Source organism: Enterobacter sp. 198 (genome assembly GCF_009025585.1).
GTDB lineage: Bacteria > Pseudomonadota > Gammaproteobacteria > Enterobacterales > Enterobacteriaceae > Enterobacter > Enterobacter ludwigii.
On the sequence record NZ_WCIM01000030.1, the window covers coordinates 1 to 17080 of the forward strand.

The 17080-nt window shown below is 53.9% G+C and carries 12 protein-coding genes and 2 rRNA genes; 6 read left to right on the plus strand and 8 right to left on the minus strand.

What is annotated here, in order from left to right; genetic code table 11:
• Window positions 1–69 precede the first annotated feature (69 nt).
• From F8561_RS18255 to F8561_RS18265, 3 genes are all read left to right on the plus strand, one after another.
• A 23S ribosomal RNA gene (locus F8561_RS18255) occupies window positions 70–2975 on the plus strand.
• A 64-nt stretch (window positions 2976–3039) separates the two neighbouring features.
• Window positions 3040–3155: ribosomal RNA gene (gene rrf / locus F8561_RS18260) — 5S ribosomal RNA — on the plus strand.
• Window positions 3156–3410: 255 nt separating this feature from the next.
• The gene (locus tag F8561_RS18265) at window positions 3411–4706 is read left to right on the plus strand and encodes an MFS transporter (RefSeq protein WP_025203439.1); all 1296 of its coding nucleotides are present in this window, start codon (window positions 3411–3413) and stop codon (window positions 4704–4706) included.
• On the opposite strand, the gene F8561_RS18270 is transcribed toward F8561_RS18265, so the two are convergent.
• The 5 genes from F8561_RS18270 to trxC all read right to left on the minus strand — a co-directional run bounded on the left by F8561_RS18270 (window position 4703) and on the right by trxC (window position 10424).
• The gene (locus tag F8561_RS18270; protein WP_014171230.1) at window positions 4703–5026 is read right to left on the minus strand and encodes a YfiM family lipoprotein; all 324 of its coding nucleotides are present in this window, start codon (window positions 5024–5026) and stop codon (window positions 4703–4705) included. The two genes, F8561_RS18265 and F8561_RS18270, sit on opposite strands and share 4 nt — an antisense overlap.
• 45 nt (window positions 5027–5071) lie before the next feature.
• A complete protein-coding gene (pssA, locus tag F8561_RS18275; protein ID WP_020882993.1) occupies window positions 5072–6427 on the minus strand; it encodes a CDP-diacylglycerol--serine O-phosphatidyltransferase in 1356 nt (451 codons plus the stop codon).
• Between the two features lie 110 nt (window positions 6428–6537).
• Window positions 6538–9201, minus strand: coding sequence for a bifunctional acetate--CoA ligase family protein/GNAT family N-acetyltransferase (locus F8561_RS18280; RefSeq protein ID WP_151887757.1), 2664 nt, complete (start codon window positions 9199–9201; stop codon window positions 6538–6540).
• Between the two features lie 35 nt (window positions 9202–9236).
• On the minus strand, window positions 9237–9935 hold the full coding sequence (gene tapT / locus F8561_RS18285) for a tRNA-uridine aminocarboxypropyltransferase (RefSeq protein ID WP_151887758.1): 699 nt from the start codon (window positions 9933–9935) through the stop codon (window positions 9237–9239).
• Window positions 9936–10004: 69 nt separating this feature from the next.
• Window positions 10005–10424 (minus strand): thioredoxin TrxC, encoded by a 420-nt coding sequence (gene trxC, locus F8561_RS18290; RefSeq protein WP_151887759.1) that lies wholly within the window; start codon window positions 10422–10424, stop codon window positions 10005–10007.
• Window positions 10425–10628: 204 nt separating this feature from the next.
• Here trxC and F8561_RS18295 point away from each other — a divergent pair, with 204 nt between their 5' ends.
• Window positions 10629–11714, plus strand: a complete 1086-nt coding sequence (locus F8561_RS18295; RefSeq protein WP_025203443.1) for a tRNA/rRNA methyltransferase — start codon at window positions 10629–10631, stop codon at window positions 11712–11714.
• A 45-nt stretch (window positions 11715–11759) separates the two neighbouring features.
• Here F8561_RS18295 and ung read toward each other — a convergent pair whose 3' ends face one another.
• Window positions 11760–12449, minus strand: a complete 690-nt coding sequence (ung, locus tag F8561_RS18300) for a uracil-DNA glycosylase (RefSeq protein ID WP_079231770.1) — start codon at window positions 12447–12449, stop codon at window positions 11760–11762.
• Between the two features lie 314 nt (window positions 12450–12763).
• Here ung and grcA point away from each other — a divergent pair, with 314 nt between their 5' ends.
• A complete protein-coding gene (grcA, locus tag F8561_RS18305; RefSeq protein WP_013098327.1) occupies window positions 12764–13147 on the plus strand; it encodes an autonomous glycyl radical cofactor GrcA in 384 nt (127 codons plus the stop codon).
• A 52-nt stretch (window positions 13148–13199) separates the two neighbouring features.
• Here grcA and srmB read toward each other — a convergent pair whose 3' ends face one another.
• Window positions 13200–14528, minus strand: a complete 1329-nt coding sequence (gene srmB, locus F8561_RS18310; protein WP_020882998.1) for an ATP-dependent RNA helicase SrmB — start codon at window positions 14526–14528, stop codon at window positions 13200–13202.
• A gap of 132 nt (window positions 14529–14660) precedes the next feature.
• Between srmB and trmN the strand changes: the two genes are divergently transcribed.
• On the plus strand, window positions 14661–15398 hold the full coding sequence (trmN, locus tag F8561_RS18315; protein WP_020882999.1) for a tRNA(1)(Val) (adenine(37)-N(6))-methyltransferase TrmN: 738 nt from the start codon (window positions 14661–14663) through the stop codon (window positions 15396–15398).
• Here the strand turns inward: trmN and nadB are convergent.
• Window positions 15383–17002, minus strand: coding sequence for an L-aspartate oxidase (nadB, locus tag F8561_RS18320; RefSeq protein WP_020883000.1), 1620 nt, complete (start codon window positions 17000–17002; stop codon window positions 15383–15385). The genes trmN and nadB overlap by 16 nt on opposite strands.
• Between the last annotated feature and the right edge of the window lie 78 nt (window positions 17003–17080).

The window sequence follows — 17080 nt, forward strand, 5'->3', positions numbered from 1 at the left end:
ATGTGTGTTCGAGTCTCTCAAATTTTCGCAAACCGGTGATGAATCGAAAGAAACATCTTCGGGTTGTGAGGTTAAGCGACTAAGCGTACACGGTGGATGCCCTGGCAGTCAGAGGCGATGAAGGACGTGCTAATCTGCGAAAAGCGCCGGCGAGGTGATATGAACCTTTGACCCGGCGATGTCCGAATGGGGAAACCCAGTGTGTTCCGACACACTATCGTTAACTGAATACATAGGTTAACGAGGCGAACCGGGGGAACTGAAACATCTAAGTACCCCGAGGAAAAGAAATCAACCGAGATTCCCCCAGTAGCGGCGAGCGAACGGGGAGCAGCCCAGAGTCTGAATCAGCTTGTGTGTTAGTGGAAGCGTCTGGAAAGTCGCACGGTACAGGGTGACAGTCCCGTACACGAAAGCACACAGGCTGTGAACTCGAAGAGTAGGGCGGGACACGTGGTATCCTGTCTGAATATGGGGGGACCATCCTCCAAGGCTAAATACTCCTGACTGACCGATAGTGAACCAGTACCGTGAGGGAAAGGCGAAAAGAACCCCGGCGAGGGGAGTGAAAAAGAACCTGAAACCGTGTACGTACAAGCAGTGGGAGCCTCTTTTATGGGGTGACTGCGTACCTTTTGTATAATGGGTCAGCGACTTATATTCTGTAGCAAGGTTAACCGTATAGGGGAGCCGAAGGGAAACCGAGTCTTAACTGGGCGTTAAGTTGCAGGGTATAGACCCGAAACCCGGTGATCTAGCCATGGGCAGGTTGAAGGTTGGGTAACACTAACTGGAGGACCGAACCGACTAATGTTGAAAAATTAGCGGATGACTTGTGGCTGGGGGTGAAAGGCCAATCAAACCGGGAGATAGCTGGTTCTCCCCGAAAGCTATTTAGGTAGCGCCTCGTGAACTCATCTTCGGGGGTAGAGCACTGTTTCGGCTAGGGGGCCATCCCGGCTTACCAACCCGATGCAAACTACGAATACCGAAGAATGTTATCACGGGAGACACACGGCGGGTGCTAACGTCCGTCGTGAAGAGGGAAACAACCCAGACCGCCAGCTAAGGTCCCAAAGTCATGGTTAAGTGGGAAACGATGTGGGAAGGCACAGACAGCCAGGATGTTGGCTTAGAAGCAGCCATCATTTAAAGAAAGCGTAATAGCTCACTGGTCGAGTCGGCCTGCGCGGAAGATGTAACGGGGCTAAACCATGCACCGAAGCTGCGGCAGCGACACTATGTGTTGTTGGGTAGGGGAGCGTTCTGTAAGCCGTTGAAGGTGTCCTGTGAGGGGTGCTGGAGGTATCAGAAGTGCGAATGCTGACATAAGTAACGATAAAGCGGGTGAAAAGCCCGCTCGCCGGAAGACCAAGGGTTCCTGTCCAACGTTAATCGGGGCAGGGTGAGTCGACCCCTAAGGCGAGGCCGAAAGGCGTAGTCGATGGGAAACAGGTTAATATTCCTGTACTTGGTGTTACTGCGAAGGGGGGACGGAGAAGGCTATGTTAGCCGGGCGACGGTTGTCCCGGTTTAAGCATGTAGGCGGAGGTTCCAGGTAAATCCGGTTCCTTATTAACGCTGAGGTGTGATGACGAGGCACTACGGTGCTGAAGTAACAAATGCCCTGCTTCCAGGAAAAGCCTCTAAGCATCAGGTAACATCAAATCGTACCCCAAACCGACACAGGTGGTCAGGTAGAGAATACCAAGGCGCTTGAGAGAACTCGGGTGAAGGAACTAGGCAAAATGGTGCCGTAACTTCGGGAGAAGGCACGCTGATATGTAGGTGAAGCCCCTGCGGGTGGAGCTGAAATCAGTCGAAGATACCAGCTGGCTGCAACTGTTTATTAAAAACACAGCACTGTGCAAACACGAAAGTGGACGTATACGGTGTGACGCCTGCCCGGTGCCGGAAGGTTAATTGATGGGGTTAGCGGTAACGCGAAGCTCTTGATCGAAGCCCCGGTAAACGGCGGCCGTAACTATAACGGTCCTAAGGTAGCGAAATTCCTTGTCGGGTAAGTTCCGACCTGCACGAATGGCGTAATGATGGCCAGGCTGTCTCCACCCGAGACTCAGTGAAATTGAACTCGCTGTGAAGATGCAGTGTACCCGCGGCAAGACGGAAAGACCCCGTGAACCTTTACTATAGCTTGACACTGAACACTGGTCCTTGATGTGTAGGATAGGTGGGAGGCTTTGAAGCGTGGACGCCAGTCTGCGTGGAGCCAACCTTGAAATACCACCCTTTAATGGCTGGTGTTCTAACGTAGACCCGTAATCCGGGTTGCGGACAGTGTCTGGTGGGTAGTTTGACTGGGGCGGTCTCCTCCCAAAGAGTAACGGAGGAGCACGAAGGTTAGCTAATCCTGGTCGGACATCAGGAGGTTAGTGCAATGGCATAAGCTAGCTTGACTGCGAGAGTGACGGCTCGAGCAGGTGCGAAAGCAGGTCATAGTGATCCGGTGGTTCTGAATGGAAGGGCCATCGCTCAACGGATAAAAGGTACTCCGGGGATAACAGGCTGATACCGCCCAAGAGTTCATATCGACGGCGGTGTTTGGCACCTCGATGTCGGCTCATCACATCCTGGGGCTGAAGTAGGTCCCAAGGGTATGGCTGTTCGCCATTTAAAGTGGTACGCGAGCTGGGTTTAGAACGTCGTGAGACAGTTCGGTCCCTATCTGCCGTGGGCGCTGGAGAATTGAGGGGGGCTGCTCCTAGTACGAGAGGACCGGAGTGGACGCATCACTGGTGTTCGGGTTGTCATGCCAATGGCACTGCCCGGTAGCTAAATGCGGAAGAGATAAGTGCTGAAAGCATCTAAGCACGAAACTTGCCCCGAGATGAGTTCTCCCTGAGACTTTAAGTCTCCTGAAGGAACGTTGAAGACTACGACGTTGATAGGTCGGGTGTGTAAGCGCAGCGATGCGTTGAGCTAACCGATACTAATGAACCGTGAGGCTTAACCTTACAACGCCGAAGATGTTTTGGCGATGAGAGACGATTTTCAGCTGATACAGATTAACAGAATTTGCCTGGCGGCTTTAGCGCGGTGGTCCCACCTGACCCCATGCCGAACTCAGAAGTGAAACGCCGTAGCGCCGATGGTAGTGTGGGGTCTCCCCATGTGAGAGTAGGGAACTGCCAGGCATCAATTAAAAAAAACCCGTACCGTATGGTGCGGGGTTTTTTGCTTTGGTTCTTTCCCGCCACCGGAGACGGCGTCAGACTGCACACCGCCACACCAGCCAACGACCCTTAGTCTTTATCCTATAACTTACCTTGCTAACAGAAAATGTGATCTTACTCTCAATGTTATTTATAACAAAATAATAACATTTGCTTTACAAGATCGTGAGTTCTCAGGACTCAGCATGCCGTTTTTATGGCAGGAGCATAATCACAATGACAGAAAGCATAACATCGAACGGGACGCTGGCTGCCAGTGATTCCCGTAGAAGGGTATGGGCAATCGTCAGTGCCTCTTCAGGGAACCTGGTGGAATGGTTCGACTTTTACGTCTACTCATTCTGTTCACTTTACTTCGCACATATCTTCTTCCCGTCCGGAAACACCACCACACAGCTTCTGCAAACGGCTGGCGTATTTGCTGCGGGCTTCTTAATGCGCCCCATTGGTGGATGGTTGTTTGGACGGATCGCAGACCGTCGAGGACGTAAGGCATCCATGCTGATTTCGGTCTGCATGATGTGCTTTGGCTCGCTGGTGATCGCCTGTCTCCCCGGTTATGATGCTATCGGGACATGGGCGCCGGCTCTTTTGCTACTGGCTCGTCTGTTCCAGGGACTTTCTGTTGGAGGAGAATACGGTACCAGCGCCACTTACATGAGTGAAATTGCCCTCGAGGGCCGGAAAGGATTTTACGCCTCTTTCCAGTACGTCACGCTTATTGGTGGCCAGCTTCTGGCCATTCTGGTGGTGGTTATTCTGCAGCAGGTCCTTACCGACAGCCAGCTTCATGAGTGGGGATGGCGAATTCCTTTCGCGATGGGCGCTGTACTGGCGGTCGTCGCACTTTGGTTGCGTCGTCAGTTGGATGAAACCTCGCAAAAAGAGGTCCGGGCGCTGAAGGAGGCGGGGTCGTTTAAAGGGCTGTGGCGTAACCGCAAAGCTTTCCTGATGGTTCTCGGGTTCACCGCGGGCGGTTCTCTCAGCTTTTACACCTTCACCACCTACATGCAAAAATATCTGGTGAACACCACGGGCATGCACGCCAACGTCGCCAGCGCTATCATGACCGCCGCGTTGTTCGTCTTTATGCTGATTCAGCCACTTATTGGCGCGCTCTCCGATAAAATAGGGCGTCGCACATCAATGCTGATCTTTGGCGGCATGTCCGCGTTATGTACTGTTCCCATTTTAACTGCGCTTCAGCACGTTTCCTCACCGTATGCCGCCTTTGGTCTGGTCATGCTGGCGATGGTCATTGTCAGTTTTTACACATCGATCAGTGGGATCCTGAAGGCTGAGATGTTCCCGGCACAGGTACGCGCTTTGGGGGTAGGGCTTTCTTATGCGGTCGCCAATGCGCTGTTCGGTGGCTCTGCGGAGTACGTCGCGCTGTCGCTTAAATCATGGGGAACGGAAACAACCTTCTTCTGGTACGTGACGGTGATGGGGGCACTGGCCTTTATTGTCTCCCTGATGCTGCATCGAAAGGGTAAAGGTATTCGTCTCTAATAGCGTGCCATCTGCCATACGGCATAGCCGGTCGTGGCACCGGCTACATCCCAGGCAAAGTCTTTCCAGCTCCAGCCGCTCCCCGCGGGGCGGCTATCCCACAGTTCTTTTGAAGCCCCAAGGCTTACAGAGAACATCAGGCCGATTGCCGCACTACGATCCCGACTGTACCCCTGATGTTGTGCATACTCATTACCGGCAGCGGACAACATTGCGGAGGCGAGAAAGTGTTGCGCTTTATCCTGCCCGGACCAGCTATCGTTAGCCATATGGCTACAGCCACTGAGAAAGAGAGCACTCAGCAAGAGAAGAATACGCATTAGCGGACTCCAAAAAAAAGCCCTGTCGCTGACAGGGCCTGGACATCACAGAATACGGCTGATAAGTCTGTCAATACGGATTCGACGCAGGCGACGAATAAGCTTGCGGACTTTCACCGGGTAATCGGCAATGCTCTGCAGTTCACGGTAATGCTGAACCACAGTGGTATGCGTGCGAATAAGCTCGAGCTCACGTTCACGACTGGTCGCTAACTCATGTTTCGGGTCATGGATCAGGATGGCATTTTCGAGATCCAGACGCCAGGCGCGAGGGTTGAGGTTATTGCCCGTAAGCAGCATCCATTCATCATCGACCCACATCCCTTTCAGATGATAACTGTTGTCTTCATCTTTCCACAGACGCACGACCAGCTGGTCAGTGTTAACGTAATACTGTAAACGGCTCAGGAAACGGCGCAGGTTAATCTCATAGAGATAAGGGAGGGCACCGATAATCTTGAACGGTTGATCTTCAGGAATAAAGAAGTCGTTAGCCGTTTTGTCACCGACGATAATTTCAACTTTTTTACCATCACGCAGCAGCTGAATGATATTACGCACCAGCACGGCGGGAAGGTTGAAGTAAGGGGTGCAGATGATGAGTTTCTGCTCCGCACACGGCATCAGGTGGAAAATCGTTTTGTTCAGCAGGCTTGATTTGCCTAACCCCACCAGCGGTGTAACGGATAGCTCTTCGTTATTGGCATCGCCCTGGAAATGGTAGACCGCATCACGCAGTTCCTGGCGGAACGCGCGGATATCATTTTTAATTTCCGGGCTTTTAGGACGGTGTGGATCGTCAAGACGATTTACGCCGCGACCCTGTACTAAGTTCTTATCAACCCAATTAAACATGATATCCGCCATCTGCGGATTACGAACCAGATGGTAACGGTCATATCGATATTTATCGAGCTGATGGAGGTAAACATCATTCAGGCTCGCGCCGCTGTACAGCACGCTGTCATCAATGATGAACCCTTTGAAATGAAGGACGCCGAGCGCTTCCCGGGTATTTACAGGTACGCCGTAAACGGGCACATCGACGCCAGGATTTTCCTGCGCCGTGCGGCAATACCAGTCAGCATTGGTGTTTGAAGCAGCAGCGCCTATACGGCCACGCTGAGCACGGTGCCAGTCGACCAGCACGCGAACATCCAGTTCCGGACGTTGACGCTTGGCTTCATAGAGCGCATTTAAGATCGCGCGCCCACCTTCATCTTGTTCAAGATACAGGGCCACAATGCAAATGCGACGCGTAGCGCCGGCAATCTTTTCCAGAAGCGTCTCCCGAAAATGGGCGGGAGCGTAAAAGAACTCTACATCATCAACTGACTGAGAAATCTTCGGTAGTTGAGCAAGGTGTTGTTGATGTTTATTACGCTTAAATTTTGACAACATCACAGTGCGTTTCTTCTCTGTTCATTGAAGGGTTGTCTGTACCATGCAAACAACATAAGCGGACAATGATACCACCAGTCCCGTCCAAAGTGGGTAACATTTCCAGTAGCTTACTCGGCTTTATCCGCTGATATCAGGCTCAGGGATAAGGCCACAATACCTTCGTCCAGCTGAATATCAACGTCAAATCCAAGTTTTCGCGCCAGGGTCACCATACCGCGATTGTTAGGCATAGTAATGCCATTGAGGCGTAACAATCCGTGATCTCGCGTATAACTGATGAGTTTTTCCAGCAGCCGTCGCCCCAGACCCAACCCTTTCAGATCGGAGCGCACCAGCACAGCAAACTCCGCATCAACATTATCCGGGTCGGAAATAGCACGCGTAACGCCGAGGATCTCATCGCCCTTATCGGAACGACGAACGGCGACAAATGCCATTTCTCGATCGTAGTCGATCTGGGTCATATTGGCTAAATCATCGTGGGTAAATTCGTTGATTTCGCTAAAATAGCGATAGTAAAGATCCTCTTTCGTTACCTGAGAGATGAACGTGCGCAGCTGCGGTTCATCTTCCGGCAGGATAGGGCGGAACAACGCGCGCTCCCCGTTTTTCATCTCCACCCACTCCTCCAGCTGCAGAGGATACGGGCGGATCGCAAGGCGGCTCTCTCTGTCACCCTCGAAAGGCGCGATATCCAGCGTGACGTCCAGAGCCGTAAACTCACTGCCGGAGGCGAGCAGCGGGTGGATGTCCAGCCGCTGGATCTCCGCGCAATCAACAATCAGGTTAGACACCTGCACCAGGAACTGACTCAACCCAGCAATATCAAGAGCGCGCAGCGCGCTTCGGCCCCGTATTTTTTTGCTTTTGATGGCCTGAATGATCAGATAGCGCGCCAGGTTCATGTTCAGTGGTGGCAAAGCCACGACCGCCTGCTCCTCAGGACGCCACTCGACGCCGCCTTCCCCCAGCATGATAAGCGGGCCAAAGACGGGATCGTATTCAACCACCACGCGCAGCTCCTGAGCGCCCGCGCGATTAGCCATGCTTTGCACCAGCAGCCCGTGGATCCGAGCCTGAGGCCAGGCCATTTTGACCCGGTCGAATATGGCATCAGCGGCTTGCTGTACCTCGGTCGCAGTCCGCAGATATAACATCACCCCCTGGACATCAGACTTATGCGGGATGTCCGGTGAGCGAAGCTTGAGGGCAACGGGATAGCCAATCTGTTCGGCAATATGCACGGCTTCGGCGCTGTCGCCGGCAATCCAGGTGGGCAGGGTTTGCATCCCGTAACTGCCCAGAATCGGCTGCACTTCGTGCGTATCAAGCGAGGTGGCTCCCTCTTCGATAGCCTGCTGTAAAAGCCGATGAACATCGGCCGTGTTCGCCGTCAGGTTACCCGGTAAAGCCGGGGTTTCACGGAGCTGCTTCTGGTTGCGGCGATACTCCACCATATGCATGAACGCTGTAATCGTGCCTTCCGGAGTGCGGTAGGTGGGCAGACCGACTTCACTGAACAGGCGTCGTGCCTCCTGGGAAGAGAACTCACCGCACCAGTTGGTCAGCAGGGTGACATATTTACCACGAGGATGGTTCCGGACGGCGTCAATCAGTGCGCGCGCGCTTTCACTCCCGGGCGCGACCGCGCTGGGGGAGTGAATAATCATCAGCGCGTCGAAATCCTGGCTATCCAGTAAAAGGGAGATCGCCCTGATATAGTGATCGCTACTGGCGTCATCGCGCAAATCGAGGGGATTGCCCGGGCTAACGCTTGCCGGCAGCGCTTCTTTCAGGCGTTGAAGCGTCTCCTCACCCAGGGTGGCCAGCTTGCCATTGCGCAGCCACAGTTCATCCAGTGCAAGCGCGGCAGGAGCCGCGCCATTACTGACAATCATTAACTTCTCACCGCGTAATGGACGCATATGGCTTAACGTCTCGACGGCGGAAAAAAGCTCGTGTGTATCCTGAACCCGTAGCAAACCCGCGCGTTGAATCGCGGCATCCCAGGCGGGATCCATGCCGGAATGCGACTGCAGCAGACGCTGGGCGGCGGGGCTACGCCCGCTTTTGATCACCAGAATCGGTTTGTTACGGGACGCGCTACGGGAAGCCGACACAAAACGACGGGCGTCGCTCAGGTGCTCAAGATAAAGAAGAATAGCGCTGGTTTTGCTGTCGCGAGCCAGAAAATCGAGCAGTTCATCAACGTCGATGTCCAGGCTGTCACCCAGAGCAATGAAGTAGGAAAACCCCATCTCACGCTGTTGCGCCCAGTCGAGGATCGTGTTCGATACCGCAGCCGATTGCGAAATAAAAGCGAGTTTGCCTTTGCGGATAGGGACCGGGGAGAAGCTGGCATTCAGCCCTTGCCACGGGGCGAGCAGGCCCAGACTGTTTGGCCCAAGAATGCGCATCTGGTAGCGACTGGCGCATGCCAGAAGCTCCGGCTGCTGTTCGGGCGGAGACGAGAGAATAATGCAGGTTTTACATCCTTTCCTGCCGAGCGACTCCAGCAGGGCTGGATTACGTTTCGCATTTGTACACAGGATGGCAAGGTCCGGTATGAAAGGCAGGCTCTGCACGTCCGGCCATGCCAGCACCCCCTGAACAGCCTTATAGGCAGGCGTCACGGGCATGACGGGGCCATTAAATCCGCCGGCCAGCAGGTTACGCATCATCAGATAGCCTGCGCGATCCGGTTTCATTGATGCGCCGATAACGGCAATGGATTTAGGACGAAGTAGCGCTTCTAACCCTCGCTGGCTCATGCAGGCCTCCTGTGAATGCAAGCGACCTGATGATTTTAAACGTTTTCTGTCTCAGTTGCTGTGACGCTGCCCTTATGAACGGTTTTTCCTGCCAGGTAACGTTCACGAAAGCAGGAGAAATGGCTCCCCAGCGCACCTGCCGCGACGGTATCTCCCGCTAAATCCAGAAGGGCAATCGCCACTTCAGCGGTACAGTATTGCCCGTCAGCATGCACTTCTCGCAGGCGGTAGGCCGAGACGCGTGAAAGGTCGACCGAAATCACCGGCAATGAATCGAGATAAGGACTTTTGCGGAACATTTTTCGCGCTTCGGTCCAGGTTCCGTCCAGCATAATAAACAGCGGCGGTTTACCTGATGGCGGTGCCGAAAGCACCTGGCGATCTTCGCCAGCATACGAGGCCGGAAATACGACCATTGGCTGATAGTCCGGGTTTGCTACTAAGTCGAGCAGGGCTTGAGGCGGTTCCGTGCGTGACCACTGAAATGCCGCGGTATCCGGCAGAATGTCGGCAATAAGGCGTCCGGTATTGCTGGGTTTCATTGGTTCGGTATCGAACATGACCAGGCAAAAACGACTCTTCGCCGTGCTCGGCGCAAGGGTCTCGCACAGACAAACTTTTAGCGGCAGCAGACAACGCTGACAGCGGCGAACACGATTGCCGCGGGCAAGAAAAGGGCGAGTCGCGCGGGCCAGGCGTGCGGCGCGCAGTTGAAGAACAGCGTTATCAGTCATGGGCGAAGTGCAGGAAAAACCCTATTTTCGCAGAGGAAGGAACGGGGCACAAGATGCGCCCCGTTAATGTTACAGCGATTCGTTTAACCAGCTATCAAACGGTGCTTTAGGAACAGCACCGTTAAGCATGTCGATCACTTCACCATTTTTGAAAATCATGATGGTTGGGATGCTGCGAATGCGAAAGCGTGCGCTCAGCTCACGTTCTGCTTCGGTATTGACCTTAACAAAACGCATTTTGCCGTTGCGTTCTTCGGCAACATCCTCGAAGACAGGCGCGAAGCTACGGCACGGACCACACCACGGTGCCCAAAAATCGACAACCACCGGAAGATCGTCCTTGAGGAGTTTGTCCAGCGTAGCACCCGTAGCGTTGATAACATCGCCATCAAACAGTTCATGGCCACAACGCCCGCATTTCGCACCATCTTCAATCCGATCGTCCGGAATGCGATTAAGAGCCTGACAGTTGGCACATACGGTATTCATAACTAACCTCTGATAGAGCCGTGGGACAGCGGCAGAATGCCGATAATGTTTCTAATATGTTACATATTATCATTCAGCCTGTTTGAAACGACAATGCGTTTTATTCAATGAGAACAATAGTCACAGGCTTTTGTACGAATTTATGGCTATGAGCTTGCACATCGGGTAATCTGCGCGCTTCGCGCAGCGCTGGTGGAGAAAAGCATGAACGACGAAATGAAAAACAAAAGCGGCAAGGTCAAAGTGATGTATGTCCGCAGTGATGATGACTCTGATAAACGCACCCAAAATCCGCGTACCGGAAAAGGTGGCGGGCGTCCGGCGTCTTCTCGTGCAGACGGTGGCCGTCGCCCCGCCCGCGATGACAGAAATAACCGCGGTGATGACCGCAAACGTGATGACCGCAAGCGTGACGATCGCAAACGCGATGATTTCTCGCGCGAGGGTTCATCCCCCTGGCGTACCGTTTCTCGCGCCCCTGGTGATGAGGCGCCTGAAAAAGCCGATCACGGCGGCATCAGCGGGAAAAGCTTTATTGACCCGGAAGTGCTGCGCCGTCAGCGTGCAGAAGAGACCCGAGTCTATGGCGAGAACGCCTGCCAGGCGCTGTTCCAGAGCCGTCCTGAGTGCATCGTTCGCGCATGGTTTATCCAGAGCGTAACCCCGCGCTTTAAAGAAGCGCTGCGCTGGATGGCGGCAAACCGTAAAGCCTACCATGTGGTGGATGACGCTGAGCTGACGAAAGCATCAGGCACTGAACACCACGGTGGCGTGTGCTTCCTGATCAAAAAACGTAACGGGACTACCGTACAGCAGTGGGTTAGCCAGGCGGAAGCCGATGACTGCGTGCTGGCGCTTGAAGATGTGGGCAACCCGCATAATCTGGGTGCAATGATGCGTAGCTGCGCGCACTTTGGCGTGAAAGGCGTGCTGTTACAGGATGCCGCGCTGCTGGAATCGGGTGCCGCGATCCGTACCGCAGAGGGCGGGGCAGAGCATGTTCAGCCGATCACCGGCGACAGCGTTCTGGATGCTATTGAGCAGTTCCGTAATGCGGGATATGCCATCGTCACAACCTCCAGCCATGCCGCTACGCCGCTTTTTAAAGCGACACTGCCGCGTAAAATGGTGCTGGTGCTGGGTCAGGAGCGTGATGGCCTGTCGGATGCTGCGCTTTCCAGCGCGGATCTGAGCGTCTCTATCGACGGTACAGGCAATGTTGAAAGTCTGAACGTTTCCGTTGCGACTGGCGTACTGCTGGCGGAATGGTGGCGCCAGAATAAAGCATAAGACTGTGCGTCGGATGTGCCCGCTAAAACGGGCACATCCGATGCGTTACTCACTCTCAGCCGGTAACACTGGCATCCAGTCAATTGGCGTTTCGCCACGTTTTTCCAGCCACTCGTTCGCCAGAACAAAATGATTACAACCAAAGAAACCACGATGCGCTGACAGCGGTGACGGATGCGGTGCCTTCAGGACATGATGACGCTGCCTGTCGATAATCGCCCCTTTCTTCTGCGCGTGGGAACCCCACAGTAAAAACACCACCCCTTCACGATGCTCGTTGATAAGGCTGATGACTTTATCGGTAAAGGTTTCCCAGCCCAGGCTGGCGTGAGAATGTGCCTGACCGGCACGTACGGTGAGTACCGTATTCAGTAATAGCACGCCCTGGCGCGCCCAGCTTTCCAGATAACCATGAGCGGGCCGGGTAAACCCGGGCACGGTCTTTTCGAGTTCTTTATACATGTTCAGAAGCGAAGGGGGGATAGCAACCCCAGGACGTACAGAGAAAGCAAGCCCGTGAGCCTGTCCCGGTCCGTGGTAAGGATCCTGGCCGAGGATAACCACTTTCACATCGCTGAGTTCGGTATAGCGAAACGCGTTGAAAACATCTTTTTGTGGCGGATAAATCGTCTGGCCAGACTGCCGCTCTGCCGCAACGGTGCTGAGGGTGTTAATAAAATAGGGCTGCTGTTTCTCTTCTGCCAGCACATCGTGCCAGGTCAACGGTGTCGTCATCTCGCTCTCCTGCGAATCACATTCTGCGCCTAGCTTAACCGCTAAAACCCGGGGTGCAAAATCCCAGGCATAAAATCACCGTAAGTCATTCAATTTATTTTGAATAGATGCGAAAGGAGTTGAGCTGGCAAAGCAATGAAATTGATCTGGAACAATAAAATCAAACCACACTCTTTGTGTGGTTGGTGTTTTTGTTGATTTAAATCAATAAATGACCGGGGTGCGAGTGATATATATACACACAAGAAACAATGGTTTTACCAATTGGCCGCGCGAGGCCGACACCAGTTAATGTAGCCTAAGGGAGGCAACACATGATTACAGGTATCCAGATTACTAAAGCTGCAAATGACGACCTGCTCAACTCTTTCTGGCTGCTGGACAGCGAGAAAAATGAAGCGCGCTGTGTAGTAGCGAAAGCGGGTTTTGCTGAAGATGAAATCGTTCCGGTGAACAAACTGGGCGAAATCGAATACCGTGAAATCCCAATGGAAGTAAAACCGGAAGTGCGCGTTGAAGGTGGTCAGCACCTGAACGTGAACGTGCTGCGTCGTGAAACGCTGGAAGATGCGGTTAAGCACCCGGAAAAATACCCACAGCTGACCATTCGTGTATCAGGTTATGCAGTACGTTTTAACTCTCTGACCCCGGAACAGCAGCGCGACGTTATTGCGCGTACCTTTACTGAAAGCCTGTAAGGTTTCAGTCTCGGGGGTGGAATAAAAAAGCCGGGGTTTTCCCCGGCTTTTTTTACTCTTCAGTTTTCGTCTCTGGTGCGGCAGAGCTTGGTTTACGGCGCTTACCAATATTCTTGGTATCGCGGTGGCGCTGCTTCACGCGCGGCTTCTCTTTTTCTTTCTCTTTTTTCTCAGCACGTTTTGCGAGCGCTTTTTTAGACGGTTTGCCCGTCATTTTTTCACTCGGTGCACGTGTGGTCGGGCGAAGCTCATCAATAACGCGGGCTTTCAGTGGCTCATCAACGTAGCGGCCAATTTTCTGCAGCAGCAGGTAGTCATGCGCTTCGACCAGAGAGATCGCGATACCTTTGCGTCCGGCACGGCCGGTACGGCCAATGCGGTGCAGATAGGTGTCGCCGCTGCGTGGCATATCGAAGTTAATGACGTGACTGACGTCCGGAATGTCGATCCCGCGTGCAGCAACGTCTGTTGCGACCAGCACGTTCACGCGACCATCAGTCAGACGTTTAATCCCTTCGGTACGCTTAACCTGCGCCATCTCGCCTTCGAGATAGCAGTTATTGATTCCGGCATTACGCAGCATTTCAGCCAGTTCATGCACACGCTCGCGCTTACGCACAAAGACGATGGTACGGGTGGCATCGTCCTGCTTCAGCAGGTGCTTAAGTAACTCAACCTTGTGTTCAAGGTTATCTGCACGGTAATACCACTGGTGGATCTTCTTGCGCTCGCGCGTGGACGGCGTCGCGGAAACTTCCACCGGATCTTCAAGCAGGCGCTCTGCGAAGTCTTTGATCGCGTCCCCTTCAAGGGTGGCAGAGAACAGCATCGTCTGGTTACGCCAGCGTGTCTCACCCGCGATATGTTCGATATCCTGCGCGAAGCCCATGTCCAGCATGCGGTCAGCTTCATCCAGAATCAGTGTTTCTACCGCGCGGCAGTCGAAGTTCTCTTCTTTAATGTACTGCAGCAGGCGACCGGTCGTCGCAACGACGATGTCCTGATTTTCGCTGAACACTTCGGCGTGGTTCATATACGCAACGCCGCCAGTGATCGTGGCGATATCCAGATGGGTATTGGCCGCCAGCTCGCGGGCGTGATCGGCAACCTGCATCGCCAGCTCGCGCGTCGGCGTCAGGATCAAAATACGCGGCGGGCCTGATTTTTTACGTGGAAAATCGAGCAGATGCTGCAACACAGGCAGCAAGTAAGCTGCTGTCTTCCCCGTGCCGGTTGGCGCAGAACCGAGCACATCGCGGCCCTCAAGCGCAGGCGGAATGGCCGCTGCCTGAATGGCGGTCGGGCGTGTAAAGCCTTTGCTCTCAAGTGCATTGAGCAGGCTTTCATCGAGTTCAAGTTCGGAAAAAGTCGTTACAGTCATGTTCTACCTCTGTGTGGGGCGCTGATTATAGACGTTACGGCTGTAATCTTCATCTGTTTGTATGGATATCGCTTTGCGGCCACTTCGCTTTCCCCTATGCTACTCCAGTTTCACTTAGAAGGTTGCCCTGACATGTCTCAACTCAAAGCGCAGTTGCGCCGCGATGGTTTTACGTTTAAACAATTTTTTGTCGCTCACGATCGCTGTGCCATGAAAGTCGGTACAGACGGTATTTTACTGGGTGCCTGGGCACCTGTCGCAGGTGTAAAGCGTATTCTGGATATTGGGACGGGCAGCGGACTGTTGGCGCTGATGCTGGCGCAACGTACCGAAGCGCATGTCACCATAGATGCGGTGGAGCTGGATGCGCAGGCGGCGGAGCAGGCGAGTGAAAATACGGCTGAATCTCCGTGGGCCGCCCGGATTAACGTTGAATGTGCAGATGTGCTCGACTGGACGCCGGAGCAAACCGCGCGTTACGACCTGATTGTCAGCAATCCTCCCTACTACGCGCCCGGAGTTGAGTGCGGAACGCCTGAGCGTGAACAGGCCCGTTATACCGGCTCCCTCGACCATAAGGCGCTGCTGATCAGTGCCGCAGAACTTATTTCAGAAGAGGGTTTTTTCTGCGTGGTTCTGCCAGAAAGCACCGGCAATGCGTTTATTGGCATAGCGCAAGAGATTGGCTGGAAATTACGTTTACGCACCGATATTGCAGATACCGAAGGGCGATTGCCGCACCGTGTGCTGCTGGCGCTCTCACCCAAAGAAGGTGAATGCTTTAACGACCGAATGGTGATCCGTGGGCCAGACCAGCGTTATTCCGAAGATTACACCGCTCTGACCCAGGCGTTTTATCTGTTTATGTGAACCTGCGGGGAGAGGATCGACGGGCCGGACTCGGCCAGCTGATCGGGGTAGTCGAGGGTATAGTGCAAACCGCGGCTCTCTTTGCGCATCATCGCGCAGCGAACAATCAATTCGGCAACCTGAACCAGATTGCGCAGCTCCAGCAGATTATTGGATACGCGGAAATTGGCATAATATTCATCGATTTCCTGCTGCAGCATCGTGATACGGCGTAATGCGCGTTCAAGACGTTTCGTGGTCCGCACAATCCCGACGTAGTCCCACATAAACAGCCGCAGTTCGTGCCAGTTATGCTGAATAACGACCAGCTCATCCGGGTTCTCCACGCGGCTTTCATCCCAGGCAGGCAGGTTTTCAGTCTGACGGGCGTAAGGCATGCGCTTCGTGATATCTTCCGCGGCAGACCAGCCGTAAACCAGACACTCCAGCAGTGAGTTCGACGCCATCCGGTTCGCGCCATGAAGCCCGGTATAACTTACTTCACCGATAGCATACAGGCCATCCACGTCGGTGCGACCATGATCGTCAACCATTACGCCCCCGCAGGTATAGTGGGCGGCAGGCACGATGGGCACCGAATCGCGGGTTAAATCAATCCCCAGACCCAGCAGCTTTTCGTAGATCATCGGGAAATGCTGGCGGATAAACTCTGCCGGCTTATGGCTGATGTCCAGATACATGCAGTCCACGCCAAGACGCTTCATTTCATGGTCGATGGCGCGGGCAACGATATCGCGCGGTGCCAGCTCGCCCCTGGGGTCAAAGTCCGGCATAAAGCGGGAGCCGTCAGGACGTTTCAGGTATGCGCCTTCACCGCGCAGGGCTTCCGTCAACAGGAAATTACGCGCCTGAGGATGGAACAGGGCGGTCGGGTGAAACTGGTTGAATTCAAGGTTTGCCACGCGACAACCGGCGCGCCAGGCCATGGCGATCCCGTCTCCGGAGGCAATATCGGGGTTGGTGGTATACTGATACACTTTGGATGCACCGCCAGTCGCCAGCACCACGGCCTTCGCCTGACAGGTCTCAACCTTCTCTTTATTGCGATTCCAGACCCAGGCACCCACGACACGACGTGTACCCGGAAGGCCAATCTTGTCGGAAATAATCAGGTCAACGGCATTGCTGCGCTCAAGGACCCGAATGTTAGGATGGCTGAGGGCTTTGCTGACCAGCGTGGTTTCGACTTCTTTACCGGTAGCGTCTGCGGCATGCAGGATACGGCGGTGGCTATGCCCGCCTTCGCGGGTCAGGTGGTAGCTCTCTTCACCGTTTGGCTGCACCTGTGTATCAAATAATACGCCCTGATCGATCAACCACTGCACGCAATGACGGGCATTACTGGCCACAAACTCTGCGGCATGCGCATCCACGATCCCGGCCCCGGCAATCAGCGTATCGTCGACATGCGACGCAATGCTGTCTGTCTCATCAAACACGGCGGCAATACCGCCCTGGGCATAAAACGTGGAACCTTCACTTATCGGCCCTTTGCTCAGAACGATAACGCTCTGATGTTCGGCCAGACGCAGTGCCAGGGAGAGACCGGCAGCGCCGCTACCGATGATCAGTACATCACAATGCAGTTCAGGTGTTGTGTTCATGATTTTTGTTTAATTTACTAAACAGTGTTTGGTCAGAATAGCATCCGAATGCGAGATATCGCACGTTTTTTTTGATGT